13 protein-coding genes and 1 tRNA gene are annotated in these 13,291 nt (G+C 50.4%); 9 read left to right on the top strand and 5 right to left on the bottom strand.

Translation table 11 applies throughout. The annotated features are described in order from the left end of the window. Positions 1 to 9: 9 nt before the first annotated feature. From KXJ70_RS08530 to KXJ70_RS08510, 5 genes are all read left to right on the top strand, one after another. Complete coding sequence (locus tag KXJ70_RS08530; protein WP_219042984.1) at positions 10 to 621, top strand: hypothetical protein; 612 nt, start codon at positions 10 to 12, stop codon at positions 619 to 621. A 911-nt stretch (positions 622 to 1,532) separates the two neighbouring features. After that, a complete protein-coding gene (locus KXJ70_RS08525; RefSeq protein ID WP_219042983.1) occupies positions 1,533 to 2,039 on the top strand; it encodes a Csu type fimbrial protein in 507 nt (168 codons plus the stop codon). Between the two features lie 25 nt (positions 2,040 to 2,064). Further along, complete coding sequence (locus tag KXJ70_RS08520) at positions 2,065 to 2,853, top strand: fimbrial biogenesis chaperone (protein WP_219042982.1); 789 nt, start codon at positions 2,065 to 2,067, stop codon at positions 2,851 to 2,853. Then, positions 2,804 to 5,197, top strand: coding sequence for a fimbria/pilus outer membrane usher protein (locus KXJ70_RS08515; protein ID WP_219042981.1), 2,394 nt, complete (start codon positions 2,804 to 2,806; stop codon positions 5,195 to 5,197). Before KXJ70_RS08520 ends, KXJ70_RS08515 begins: the two co-directional genes overlap by 50 nt. Continuing rightward, on the top strand, positions 5,194 to 6,204 hold the full coding sequence (locus tag KXJ70_RS08510; RefSeq protein WP_219042980.1) for a Csu type fimbrial protein: 1,011 nt from the start codon (positions 5,194 to 5,196) through the stop codon (positions 6,202 to 6,204). The genes KXJ70_RS08515 and KXJ70_RS08510 overlap by 4 nt, the downstream gene beginning before the upstream one ends. 254 nt (positions 6,205 to 6,458) lie before the next feature. Here KXJ70_RS08510 and KXJ70_RS08505 read toward each other — a convergent pair whose 3' ends face one another. Then, positions 6,459 to 6,998, bottom strand: coding sequence for a pyridoxamine 5'-phosphate oxidase family protein (locus KXJ70_RS08505; protein ID WP_219042979.1), 540 nt, complete (start codon positions 6,996 to 6,998; stop codon positions 6,459 to 6,461). A 164-nt stretch (positions 6,999 to 7,162) separates the two neighbouring features. On the opposite strand from KXJ70_RS08505, the gene KXJ70_RS08500 reads away from it, so the two are divergent. The 4 genes from KXJ70_RS08500 to KXJ70_RS08485 all read left to right on the top strand — a co-directional run bounded on the left by KXJ70_RS08500 (position 7,163) and on the right by KXJ70_RS08485 (position 10,999). Continuing rightward, entirely contained in the window at positions 7,163 to 8,194 is a 1,032-nt protein-coding gene (locus tag KXJ70_RS08500; protein WP_219042978.1) for an MDR family NADP-dependent oxidoreductase, read from the top strand. Between the two features lie 185 nt (positions 8,195 to 8,379). Beyond that, positions 8,380 to 8,964: a helix-turn-helix domain-containing protein gene (locus KXJ70_RS08495; RefSeq protein ID WP_219042977.1), complete on the top strand. Its 585-nt coding sequence runs from the start codon at positions 8,380 to 8,382 to the stop codon at positions 8,962 to 8,964. Then, positions 8,957 to 10,195, top strand: coding sequence for a type II toxin-antitoxin system HipA family toxin (locus tag KXJ70_RS08490; protein ID WP_255558226.1), 1,239 nt, complete (start codon positions 8,957 to 8,959; stop codon positions 10,193 to 10,195). Before KXJ70_RS08495 ends, KXJ70_RS08490 begins: the two co-directional genes overlap by 8 nt. A gap of 75 nt (positions 10,196 to 10,270) precedes the next feature. Continuing rightward, positions 10,271 to 10,999, top strand: a complete 729-nt coding sequence (locus KXJ70_RS08485; RefSeq protein WP_219042976.1) for a DUF2726 domain-containing protein — start codon at positions 10,271 to 10,273, stop codon at positions 10,997 to 10,999. Between the two features lie 331 nt (positions 11,000 to 11,330). Here the strand turns inward: KXJ70_RS08485 and KXJ70_RS08480 are convergent. The 4 genes from KXJ70_RS08480 to KXJ70_RS08465 all read right to left on the bottom strand — a co-directional run bounded on the left by KXJ70_RS08480 (position 11,331) and on the right by KXJ70_RS08465 (position 13,238). Next, positions 11,331 to 11,406: transfer RNA gene (locus KXJ70_RS08480), tRNA-Phe, on the bottom strand. Positions 11,407 to 11,491: 85 nt separating this feature from the next. Continuing rightward, the gene (locus KXJ70_RS08475; RefSeq protein WP_219042975.1) at positions 11,492 to 11,764 is read right to left on the bottom strand and encodes an oxidative damage protection protein; all 273 of its coding nucleotides are present in this window, start codon (positions 11,762 to 11,764) and stop codon (positions 11,492 to 11,494) included. Further along, the gene (mutY, locus tag KXJ70_RS08470) at positions 11,761 to 12,843 is read right to left on the bottom strand and encodes an A/G-specific adenine glycosylase (protein ID WP_219042974.1); all 1,083 of its coding nucleotides are present in this window, start codon (positions 12,841 to 12,843) and stop codon (positions 11,761 to 11,763) included. Before mutY ends, KXJ70_RS08475 begins: the two co-directional genes overlap by 4 nt. Continuing rightward, positions 12,843 to 13,238: an acetyl-CoA sensor PanZ family protein gene (locus KXJ70_RS08465; protein WP_219042973.1), complete on the bottom strand. Its 396-nt coding sequence runs from the start codon at positions 13,236 to 13,238 to the stop codon at positions 12,843 to 12,845. The genes mutY and KXJ70_RS08465 overlap by 1 nt, the downstream gene beginning before the upstream one ends. Between the last annotated feature and the right edge of the window lie 53 nt (positions 13,239 to 13,291).

Here is a 13,291-nt window from a genome sequence, read left to right as displayed (position 1 = left end):
GGGGGATGTATGAGAGTTCTATTGGTGGCATTGCTGGCTAGTTGGTTTGGGATGTCGGCACAGGCAGAAAACGAAAACGTATTAACAGTGAAAGACATGGTTGAGTTGACCCGCTATGAGCAAGTGGGTGCGGATAGAGACACGGTATTGCGCGGCATGAGCATTACGAAGCGCATTCCGAGGGGTTGGGTTGACGACTTCAGCGAGCGTTATCTCCGCACCATTGTTGATGACGACGGTGTAACGCGCCACCAGGTTTTACTAGAAATGAAATACGTTGGCGGCTGGCGCTACTATCGGGCGGCGACCCTGGCTGACGGTCAGCAACTGCGTTTCAAGGCCGAAGAACGCAAGTTTTCCCGTTGCTCCAGCGCCTTTCTTAAGTGCGATCAGCGCGAAATCGTCACCGCCGATTTGAGTCGCGAGCAATTAAAAGAGGCGATGAATAAAGGCTTAGCGGTGTACTTCGATGCCAAGAAACCCGGGCGCGATACGGTAGCTCGGTTTCCCGCGGCTTATGTTTTAGCCTATTTGATTAAGTTAGATGGTGACGACTCGGTCTTGCCGGCCGGCGATGGCGTGGAAACATCCAACATAGTCGCCGTAAATGCTAGTCGATAATACAGCACACAGTTATTCGAAGTGCTCTGTCGAATAACTGTGTAGCGTCCTTCCCCTCCTAAAGGTAACAAACCTCTATAAATTCTGTCGATGACTGTGTTTGCCTATTGCATTTGTCGCGGTGGAGAATTATATGCGCGCTCTTCTTGAGTTAGTCATAAGTTCTAACTAATCACTATACGACTATGAATTAAGGAGCTAGCCAGCGCAGTGCATAGCCAGAAATTTCTGTCCGCTGATGTCCTGTCGAGTTCAAAGGATGCCAATCCATTTGAGTGACGGTCGCACTAATAATTTTTAAATGATGGTTGTCGCATCGCGCGAGGGGAGAGAGATAGACTTGCCGGGCTGGGCTTAATCTGTTGCCAAGCGGCATCGACATCGCCAACTGTGTTTGTAATTCTTGCCTTTGCATTTGCGCGCAAAGACCAGTTAAGCGCATTGCTCCAAAATACGATTTGAATTTGAGTTTAGTAGTGTAATTGCTTAACTTTTCGACTTATGGAATCGGTAAAAAACTGTAGAAGTAGAGCGTTTCTTTCCACCTACCTTTGTGCCACCGTGCGCGCTTGGCTTGAAATTCGGTTTTAATGTTGGACTTTCGAAATGTGTTTTCTGTTTGGAGGGTTAAGCATGAGCTAGGCCGAAACGGCATCATTACAAAAACTATGGATGGAATGTGAGGGTTAGCAAGGATATAGATTTTAAACGCACATTTCCGTGTCTTGGATATTTATTCACTTGTCATTTTCTTAGAAATATAACTTTCCCAACCAAAAATTAATTTGGATTGTAATCGTTATTTATTGCGCTCTACCGACACCCTAATCCGTACAATTACTATCTATAGGTAATACTTAGAAAGCATATACTCAAATGCCGCAGGATTTTAAATTAATGAGTATGTAGAAATGACTATTCAACGAAACTACCTATATGGATTACTGGTTGCCACGCTGACATGGTCGGGTAGCTTATTGGCTCAAACAAGCGATACTTTTGATGTTACGATCACCATCGAAGATAGTTGTGAACTGACTACCCCGGCCACGGACATGGGCTTTGGTACCGTTCAGTTGCTCAACACCAATTACACGGCGACGTCGACTGTGTCTGTCACCTGTACCGACGATGCAGCTTATGACTTAGAGCTGGACCAAGGTGGCAACGATGATGGCACGACTCGTCGCATGGCCGACGCTGGGGTTACTAACTTTGTTAGTTACCGCCTTTACAGTGATGCTGGGCACAGCACATTGTGGGGCGATGGTGCCACCTTTGGCAGTGTAAACGCGGGCACCGGTACAGGCATTGAACAGGATATAACAGTGTATGGACGCGTTGAGTCAGGTGACAACGCTACAACGCCACCCGCTGGTGCTTATTCTGATACAGTGACGGTCAGCGTTACATTCTAAAAATTTGTTGTGGTCCCCATACTTTATGCGCCGTTTACTGTCTGCCTTATGGTCCTCGTTGCGGCTACATCACTTCTTAGGGCTGTCCCTGGCTCTGACAATTCTTCCAGCATTTGCTGCCGGTTTAGGCGTTGCTCCCACGTTATTGGAGTTTGCACCCAGTGACGTGGCTAAGGGTTTGACTCTGCGCAATACCGGCACCACCGCGCTCCGCGCACAGGTGCGTATTTTTATGTGGCAACAGCAGGCTGGAAAAGAGGTGCTTACCCCTTCTACTGCACTGGTAGCCAGTCCGCCATTTTTAAATATCGCTCCGGGCGGTAAACAGGTGGTGCGGGTTATTCAGCGCGGCGACGCAGGCTTAGGCGCGGTCTCGGGTGAACGCAGTTTCCGTATTTTAATAGATGAATTACCTGCGGCGTCAGTCGATGATTTGGCTGTCGGCGGTCAACTCGGCGCGCAGCCAGGGCTTAATTTTTTACTGCGTTTTTCTGTTCCTGCATTTATAGAATCCCCCTTGGGTGAGACAGCCGCCAAACTTAATTGGCGCTTGCAAGATACCGAGGCGGGCTTGAAATTAGCGGCGGAAAATACCGGTAGCGGCCGCGCCCAGATTACGGATCTTGCGTTATTGAGCAGCGAAGGTCGCGTCGTCTATGAACATAAAGGCCTAGTAGGTTACTTACTGGCGGGGAGTTCGCGGATTTGGACTTTTAATTTGCCCAGTAGCGCGGCAACGGCGACGGAAATAAGGATGCAGGTCAATGGTCAGCCCACGCGGCACCCTCTGGCGCCAGCTGACCTTACTGATTAGCTGTGCGTTGACATCGGTTTGGGCTAACGCTGACTTTCCCTCTGTCGCGACTCCCGAGTCGACAACTAACGGCAGTATTATGCTTCTTGATGGCCCCGTTATGCCGGGTAGCCAAGAGTCACTTTATCTTGAAGTGTTTCTCAATATGGTGCCCACCAGATATATCCTTCAGGTGATGTCACACAATGGCGCGTTTTATGTAGAGCCCCAGCACCTAGTCGCAATTGGGATCGTCTTGACCAATCCATCGGATGACCAGCATCTAGCGTTAGACGCTATCCCCGATCTTACATACCGCTACGACGTACTTCAGCAGCAATTGCACCTGACGGCTGCGCCGCATTTACTCATTATGAGCGTCCAGTCTTATCGTAGAGATAGCAATCGCACCCCTCATGCACAGGCTAGTTTCGGCGCTTTATTCAATTACGATATGTATACGACGGTAGATGAGCGGGGTGAGTACGACCTCGCGGCAAGCACCGCAATGCGCGCCTTTGTCGATAATCAGGTCTTTGAAAATACTGGTTTATTAAGGATAAACAGTCGGGATGGCGATGACGATTACACTCGTCTAGATACTCACTGGACCTGGTCGTCGCAGGACGATCTGCTCACTGTCACCGCGGGGGATTTTATTAGTGGCGGCTTGTCGTGGAGCCGTGCGACGCGACTAGGTGGCTTGCAATTGCGGCGTAATTTTTCTCTTCAGCCAGATTTAGTTGTTCAGCCGCTGCCCGCATTTTTCGGCGAAGCGGCGCTGCCATCGCAAGTCGAGCTATATGTCGAGGGGCTGCGCCAATACAGTGGGGAGGTTTTACCAGGCGCTTATCGCATTGATAGCGCGCCAACGATTAGCGGTTTGAGCCAAGCACAAATGGTGCTGACTGATGCCCTTGGCCGCACTACGGTGCAGGACTTTTCTTTTTACAGTTCCCCTCGTTTGTTGCAGCGCGGCCTCAGTGATTTTTCTTTGGAGGCGGGCAGTGTTCGCCAGCTATATGGTACGGACTCGTATAGCTATCGCGATCACCCAGTTGCAAGTAGCAGCGTACGCTATGGTCTCAGCGATACCCTCACGCTAGAAACACACGGGGAAGCCGATGAGCAACTGGTGGCTGGCGGACTTGGGGCCTTATTTACCTTGGGCGAAGCGGGCCTGTTTAGCGGCGCTTTGGCGCGCAGTGTGGGTCACCAAGCTGACGGCTGGCAGCGTACCTTGGGATATAATTGGAGTCGTCTTGGTGTCACCGTCGATTACAGTTTGCAACGCAGCTTTGGCAGCTACCGTGATATTGCCTCTAATGGCGGCCGCCCACCGCCCCAGCGTACCGAACGATTGTTACTCGGGGTAGGTTCCAGTGCTAGTGGTCGAGTATCGCTCAACTACAGCCGCCTAGATACCTTGGAAGAAGGACGTTTTAGAAGTATTGGCGCAAGCTACAGTCGCCGCCTTTTGGGCGGTGTCACACTGTTTGTTAACGCGGCGCGCGAGCTCGACAACGGCGAAAGTTACAGCCTGTATGCCGGCCTGTCAGTATCGCTAGGTGGTCGCGTCAATGGCGGTGTTTCTGCCAGCCACAATCGCGATGGCGCCAAGCAACAGGCTGCCTATCTCCGTCGCGGGGTGTCTGCCGACGGCGGTACTGGCTGGGGCTTGCAAATGCAGCGTACAGGTGAAGTTGATTACGTCCAGGCCGATGCACTTTACCGAGGTGATTACGCCCAGCTCGGCGGTGGGATTCGCTCGTTACCCAGTGGTGATTCAGCCTTCGGCGATCTTAGCGGCTCATTTATCTGGATGGCCGACGCGCCGCAAAGTATTTTCCCCGCCCGTGAAGTCAGCGACAGTTTTGCATTGGTCTCCACTAACGGCATTGCCGGCGTGCCAGTAAATTTAGAAAATCGCCCAATCGGTCGAACTAATAAACAGGGTTATTATTTGTTGACGGGCTTGGGTGCATACCGCGGTAATCAGGTGTCCATAGATCCCTTGCAATTGCCAAGTAACATTCAATTCGACAAGCAATCTGTACTGGCAGTGCCAGCAGAGCGAGCGGGGCTGCGGGTTGATTTTGGTATGCGCCGAGTACGTGCCGCCTTACTTACCCTTCATAACAGCGATGGCCAAGTAATTCCTCTTGGTAGCCGTTTACTGCAGGACGGAAACACCCTCGCGATTGTGGGACACGATGGCCAAGCATATTTGGAGGTTCTGCCCACCCACAACCCTGTTATCGTAGAGCTGCAAGGAGGCGACAGTTGTGTTGTAGACATCGTCATGCCGAAGCAAATAGATGGTATTTCCGGCATCGGACCATTGATCTGTCGAGAGCAACCATGACAGCACGTTACCTACGCAAAGTGGTGCTAACAACGCTTTTAGCTATACCGGCAGCTGCTCACGCATCAACGAGCTGCACTGCGAGTATGACCAATGTGAGCTTTGGTGCCAGTGACCCATTCACTGGTTGGGGCGGTGTTGCGGCGACTCTCAATTACCAATGCAATACCGGCGGCTTAGCTTTGCTTGCAACAGCGCGGGTAAGGCTCTGTTTCAGTATTGGGGTTGGCGCTCAAGGCTCGGGGGTTACCATCGTGCCAAGACGAATGACCAGTGGGGGCAACGAGCTGCAGTTCAATCTCTATCGGGATTCCGCGCGCTCGGTAGTGTGGCCGATTGCCATATCCGGAGTGAATCGATACGAGGTTGATCTGCAATATTCGGTACCGGTATTGGGTGGCTCAGGAAGTGGCAGTGTGACGGTTTATGGTGACATAATTTCTCCTCAAAACACGGCCGTCCCAGGGAGTTACAGCAACAACTTTTCGAATTTTATCGACGCTCTAATGTCATTTCGCGCGAATGAGGCGTTATTGGGAACACCAAGCTGGCCGACTAGCTGCACCAGTGGCGGCACATTTAGCGGCACCGGCAGTTTTCCCTTCGTCGCTAGCGCCACCGTCGAGGCGAGCTGCAATCCGGTTTTTTCTGTTCAAAACATAAGCTTTGGCACCCAAGGCGTTCTCAGCGCCAATATAGACACCACGGCTATTGTCGCGCCGCAATGCACCAACACCACCCCGTATCAGATCGGGCTAGACAACGGCCAGAATGCGAGCGGTAGCACCCGTCGGATGCACAATGGCGCCGGCAAATATGTAAGCTATGAGTTATATCGAGATGTCGCTCGGAGCCAGCGCTGGGGTGATACCCTCAACAGCGACACGCTTGCCGATACCGGCACGGGCAGCGCCCAAGCGCAAAGTATTTATGCTCGCACAGCACCACAGATCACACCGTCTCAAGGTAGCTATAGCGATACGGTAACCGTGACGATTTATTATTAAAAACAGTACCGCAAAGGCGTCTCAAGGTAGTTCAGCAAGTACTCTAGCTTGCTGACATGTCGCGCTGACTCGCTGCTACGAACGAGTGGGCGCGGACTGCGATGCAGCATGTCCCTAATCGCCGAGAGGCTACAAAATCATAATATTTGGTGCTGATGATCGTGTTTGCCTCTGACAGTTTTCAAGGTTGGAAAAGTATCAGCGCGCTCCAATAGCTAGACGTAAGTTTAAACTCATCACTGTGCAGCCATTGATCAAGGGCTTAGCCAGCGCAGGGTGTTCCCAGAAATTTCTGCGCGCTGATGCCCTGCCGGGCTCAGAGACAGCCAATCCATTTTAGTGACGGTCGCGCTAATAATGGCCAAATGATGAGTGTTGCTCGGCTTCTTATGCAATTCCGTGTCCAGCGTGTCGCCTGGCGCGAGGGGAGAGAGATAGTCTTGTCGAGCCGGGCTTTGCTTAACTTGTTGCCATGCGGCATCGACATCGGGGCCCCTTCTTGAAATTTTAGCTTGTGCGCTTACCCGCAACTGCCAGTTCAGCGACCTACTCCAAAATACCAGTTGGATCTGAGCGGATGTCTGTAATTGCTTAACTTTCGGACTGCGGGAATCTGTATAAATCTGTAAAGTCTGAGTGTCGCTGCAAACCTTTCTTAGCACTACACTGCGCGCTTGAGGTAAGCCTTCACTGTCAACGCTGGCAAGTACCGGCGTGCGCCATGGGTGTTCTCGATCTGCTTGTGCCCGTGAGAGCTCAGACCAGATTGTGTTTGCTAATGTTGCTAGATCCATAAAAATCGCTCGTCGGGAAATACAAATTCAGGGCGGATAATAATCATTAAATCTCCTCGGCTAATGTAACATTGACAAAGAGCAGCGCGAGCAGCTAAATCTCAAGCGCGCTAAATAGTTGAAAATAAAATTAACGAGATACTGTTTTCTAAGGAGTTATCGGTATGGGTTTACCAAGTCATTTCAATGCATGGGTCATTGATCATTATCTAAAAGATCAGCTCGATGGATCGGAGTTGCGTTGGGAATCTCGTCCCGTGACGGCCTTAAAACAAGGGCAAGTATTGATTAAAAGCTGTTTGCTGTCATTGGATGCCTCCAACCTATTGTGGCTTAGCGAAAAAGAAGACTATCTCCCGCAGTTACAAATTGGCGATTTAATGCGCGGCAATATTATTGGTCGTATTGCAGCCTCTGCTCATCCTGAGTTTAAAGAGGGCGAATATATTCTTAGCCTACAGTCTTGGGCGGATTATCTAGTGATCGATGGTGAGGCCTTACTGAGCGATAAAATCACACTAAAGTTTCAGCCCCATCCAGACGTGCCGTTAGATGCCTATCTCGGCACGCTGGGAATTACTGGCTGGTCGGCCTACATCGGGATGATGGAAATTGGACGTCTCAAAGCGGGCGACAAGGTGCTCATCAGTGGCGCTGCAGGCGCGACTGGCATCATGGCCGCGCAAATTGCCAAAGCAGCCGGCGCCATAGTTTACGGCTTAGCCGGCGGTGCAGATAAATGCCAATTCTTGGAAGAGAAGATCAAACTGGATGGCACAGTCGACTACAAGGCTGTGACAAATTTGCAGCACGCCATAGCGGAACTGATGCCAGATGGCGTCCAAGTATTTTTTGATAATGTGGGTGGCGAAATTCTAGACGCAGTATTGCCGAATATGGCGATAAATGGACGAATCGTCGCCTCCGGCAGCGTTTCTCAGTATGGAAAGTCAGAGCAGTACGGCGTTAAAAACTTCCCGCTAATTACCTCGAAGCGTCTGCGCATGGAAGGGTTTTTAATACTGGATTATTTGCATCAAATAAATGACGTATTAGCGACCATGGAAAAGTGGCTCCTGGACGGAAAACTGATTAATAAAAACCATATTATCCATGGTTTAGAAAATGCCCCCGATGGACTGGCGAAACTAATGAGCGGCGGAAATATCGGTAAGCTAGTGGTGTATGTGGAATAGCCGGCGGTGTTGGCTGTTACGCATTTGGCTTGGGGGGTTGAGTAATTCTCTATTTTTTGATGCATTATTGTAGATCATTGATCTATTTTATCTGTTTTGATAGATCGGTTTCCTGTTTGTGCTGTTGATGTGTGATATGTAATGACATATTATCGGTTTAAATATATCTATTAAAGTAGATCACAATGAATGCCGTCATTGACATTTCTAAGTCGCTGAAACGAGCTCGAGAAGCCAAGGGGCTGAGTCAGCGCACACTGGCTGATTTATCTGGTGTACCTCAGAGTCATATCTCCAAGATTGAGTCCGGTGGCGTGGATTTGCGCATCTCCAGTTTGGTTGAAATTGCTCTTGCCTTGGACATGGAGTTGAAGCTGGTACCGCGAAAAGGACTTTCGGCGGTGAATTCCATCATTCGGAGCACGCAAGCAAAAGCCCAATCAAAGTCAATGTTAGACGTGATGGCAAAGTTGCAGCGAGCAGCGGATCAATTGAATACAGCGCTTGCCGGCGATAGGGGCGTTGCTCAATTGCGGAGTCGTATCAATGAGTTGTCTCGAATATCTCTACCTCCTGAAAGCGAGGGCAAGCTCAAGGCACTCGCTAAGCAGTTACAGAAACTGATCACTGGAAAGACAGAAGTGTCGTCCCTTCAGACAGTACTTGAGGAAGTGAATAGGCTGCGTAACGAAGCGGTGCATCAGCGGGATTCAGAGCCAGAAGGTCGTTGGCGTTCGGCCTATTCGCTTGATGGAGATGATGATGCCTAAGTTGTCTGTCCTGGACGTATTTCTCTATGGTGAGCCTATCGGCACCCTTACTCGGGTCGATGGTGACAGGAATCTGTTTGCCTTTAATGAGGACTATATCGCTGACGCAGGTCGACCGACCTTAAGCCTAGGATTCAAAGATCACTACGGTGAGTTGCTCACTGAGTTCAGGCCGTATCAAACCCGCCTCATGCCATTTTTCTCTAATTTACTGCCAGAAGAGCGGATGCGGGACTACCTTGCTGAACGTGCTGGAGTGAATCCTGAGCGGGAGTTTTTTTTGCTCTGGGCTTTGGGGCGGGATCTCCCTGGAGCAGTAACGGTACGCCCAGCTGATGGAGAAGACTGGCCGCCCGAAGTATCAGACCCTGTTGATGAGGCCGAAAAGCAGGCGCGGGAAGAGAAATTACTGCGCTTTTCGTTGGCAGGAGTGCAGTTGAAGTTTTCGGCGTTACAGGGAGTCAGTGGTGGCCTCACTATTCCGGCAAAGGGGGTGGGTGGATCATGGATCGTCAAACTACCGTCTGACAAGTATCCGGGCGTACCAGAAAACGAATATTCAATGATGACCCTAGCCCGCATGCTGGGGATGAATGTGCCAGCTGTCGATCTTGTTGATATAGATGAGATTGGCGGCCTGCCAAAAGACGTTTCAGCGCTGCCAGGTAAGGCTTTCGTGATTGAGCGTTTTGATCGCTTGAGTGATGGCAGTGCAGTTCATACGGAAGACTTCGCGCAAATCTTCGGTGTTTACCCGCGAGACAAATATAAAAAAGCGAGCGCTGCCAATATCGCGAACGTTATTGCTATTGAAAGTGACCAGGACGACATGCGTGAGTTTATCCGGCGTCTCACCTTTAATACCCTGATCGGCAATGCCGACATGCACCTGAAAAATTGGTCGGTTTATTACCCTGACCGGAGAGTAGCTAGACTAGCGCCAGCCTATGACTTCCTCTCGACTATCCCTTATATTCCCGACAACGAAACGGCGTTGAAATGCAGTCGCACGCGTCGGTTTGATGAGCTCAACGAGGAAGAGTTGATTCATTTGGCAGGGAGAGCAGGCATACCGAAAACGCTAATACTCGACGTAGCTAAAGAAACAATCGAGTTATTTCATCAGCATTGGCAGGCAGAGAAAAATCACCTTCCAATTTATCGAGACGCTGTAGTGGAAATTGATCGTCACTTGGCTGTATTGCCTTTGGCAGTAAATCTCAATAGCTAGCAGGTAATTGGGGCGAACTGCTATATTCCACATCTCGCAATCGCGAATTCAATATTGTATGGATGAGGTGTTCACATGGAGTGGCTGTTCCTTTTCGTCGTGCTTATCGTAGTCGCAATTCTTGTTTTGAAAGCCAAACTGCCCGCTAAAGCGAATACTGGCGACACAGCTACTGTCGATGAATTTCCTTACCAGCAGGCCGGTCCACTCTTTACCCCAGCAGAACGCTCATTTTTGGGAGTGCTAGATCAGGCTGTTGCTGGCCGCGCTCGTGTTTTCGGTAAAGTTCGTGTTGGTGATGTATTAAGCCCTCGAAAAGGATTGCAGCGGGGAGCTTCTAGTACCGCTCGAAACAAAATAGATCGAAAGCACTTTGATTTCGTCCTCTGTGATCCAACTGATCTATCAGTTATGTGCGTAATTGAGCTGGATGATAAGTCACATCAGGCCAAGTCACGGCAAGAGCGTGATGATTTATTACTTGGAGCTTGTAAAACAGCCGGAATACCGATGATTCAAGTACCGGCGAAAGCAGCCTACACAATATCTGCCGTAGCTGAGTTGTTGTCTGGTTTTCTGCCTGCGCCTGAAAAAGTTGCAGTCGAATCAACGATACAGCCCAAGGTGGTGAATTTAGACGATTCTCGCAACTGCCCAAAGTGTTCATCGAGTTTAGTTAAACGAACTGTTAAAAAGGGCGAGCATGCAGGGAAGAAGATATTAGCTTGCTCCACATACCCTGCGTGCAGATATTACTCGCCTATGCCAGAGGGTGATAAACCTAAGTTGGCGGAGGAGGTGTGATGGAGGCTGTTATGAGCACTGTCTCGTAGAGGGGGCTACTCAATCTTGTTGATCATAGTGTCGTCTTTTGTGATCGGCCACTTTTTTTGTTGGGCAGTTCGTGAGGAAGAGTGGTAGAAGGCGTAATGTTGTGCAACTAACTTCCTCGTTGGCAACATTGAATTTGATTATCGTTGGTGTATTGATCTATCGAAACTAGTTAAATTGAGGATCGCTGGGTTTCCATAGATATAGATTTAGTTTTTCGGCAGCGTGTATCAATAGCAGGGCGACTGCAAAAGTAGTCTGGGTTGGGGGGGTGATAGATATTTGATGTTAAACAGGAAAGTAGTGGTGCCCAGAGACGGAATCGAACCGCCGACACGAGGATTTTCAATCCTCTGCTCTACCGACTGAGCTATCTGGGCCTAGTTTGAGGGCTTTGGCTGCCTCTCAGAAGGCGCGTATTAAACCTGTTCCGAAACAGTGAGTCAAGCCCCTGACATAGAAGACTTATTCGCTGGGGGGGACGTAACCTTCGGCTTTTTCGTAGTCTTCGCCGGATAGAAACTTTTCCATCTCAGCCTGTAGGAATTTCCGTGAAGCGGGGTCCATCATGCTCAGGTGCTTTTCGTTTATGAGCATGGTTTGGTGGGCGTGCCATTCTTCCCAGGCTTTTTTGGAGACGTTTTCAAAGATGTCTTGGCCTTTGGGGCCTGGGTAGGGCGGCTTGTCTAGGCCGTCGAGTTCTCGCTGGAATTTCTTGCAGAATACGGTGCGGGTCATAGTGGGGCTTCTCTTAATAGATCTGAGCTGAAGACAGCGTCTAGCAGTTTCTTTACCGGCGCGGCGAGGCCGACTTGTTGTTCAGGGTGTCCCTTATACCAAAGCTGTGGCTTGGCTTCCATGACTGTGGTGATTTCGCTTTGGAGGCGGATATGGACGGGGTTGATGTCCAGGTGGAAGTGGCTAAAGGTGTGGCGCATTACGGGCCAGTGCTGCGTGGTGCTGGCAGAGCAGAGGTTTTTGTCGAGGTAGTGGTCGAGTTCGTCGACATTTGCCGCTTCGGGGAAACTCCACAGACCACCCCATATGCCGCTGGCGGGGCGCTGCTCTAGTAATATTTCGCCGCGATTATTTTCAATAATCAGCATGTGAACTTGTCTAGTGGGTATTTGTTTCTTCGGTTTTTTGCTGGGGTAGTTAGTTTGAGTGTTGTTGGCGAAGCTCTGGCAGCTACTTTGCACTGGGCAGCTTGGGCACTGGGGCTTGCTGCGGGTGCAGAGGGTGGCGCCGAGATCCATGATGGCTTGGGTGTAGTCGGCTACTCGCTTCTTAGGTGTGAGTTCTTCGGCTAGATTCCATAATTGGCTTTCAACGTGCTTTAAGGCTGGCCAGCCGTCGATGGCTGCATAGCGTGTGAGCACCCGTTTAACATTGCCATCGAGTATCGGCGCGCGGCCATTGCAGGCGATAGAGTAGATGGCGGCTGCGGTGGAGCGGCCTACGCCGGGGAGTTGCTGGAGTAGTTCGTGGTCGTGTGGAAATTCGCCGTTAAATTCTTCGCAGACGAGTTTGGCTGCTTTATGGAGGTTTCTGGCGCGGGCGTAATAGCCAAGGCCGGTCCAGAGGGCGAGGACATCGTCAGTTGGCGCGTCGGCAAGGCTCTGCACTGTTGGGAAGCGAGCCATAAAGCGCTGGTAGTAGTCGATGACGGTGGTGACCTGAGTCTGCTGCAGCATGATTTCTGATACCCACACCCGATACGGCGTGATGTTTTGCTGCCAGGGCAGATCTTTGCGGCCGGCGATGTCGAACCATGCCAGCAGCTGCTGGCTGAAAATAGGTTTATTACTAGCTTTCATTAGGTGTTGCGCTGCCAACACCAGAGGCTGTTATTGGCGTTAAAACCCAGTTCTGAGAATAGATTGACCAGTTCTGGCGCGCGGCGCAAGTCGGCAGAAATTGACTGCAGATCCTTGGGTAATTGCTTCATCGCTTGAATGATGAGCTGCCTCGCCACGCCCCTGCGACGTGTTACCTCGCGAACGGATAAGCGTGCTATTTGGTAGTCGCCACCGTATATGGGGGTGAGCGTGAAGGCCGAGAGAATTCGGCCATTAAAACGGCCACCGTAGATAATTAGCTTACCTGACACGGCGGACGCCAGTAGTTTTACACTGTCGTTGGGATACAGTATTTCGAGGTCAGCCGCATCCTGAGGATCGGGTTGTGTGATTATTTCTGCGTATACAGGCATTTAGTACGTTTCTGCTTGGTGTAATACGGGTCGGGATTTTTTATAATACGCTA

The organism is Zhongshania aquimaris, assembly GCF_019312595.1.
In the GTDB taxonomy this organism is placed as follows: Bacteria; Pseudomonadota; Gammaproteobacteria; order Pseudomonadales; family Spongiibacteraceae; genus Spongiibacter; species Spongiibacter aquimaris.
Note: the sequence above shows the minus strand (reverse complement) of the source record. Positions and strands in the feature narration are given on the sequence as shown.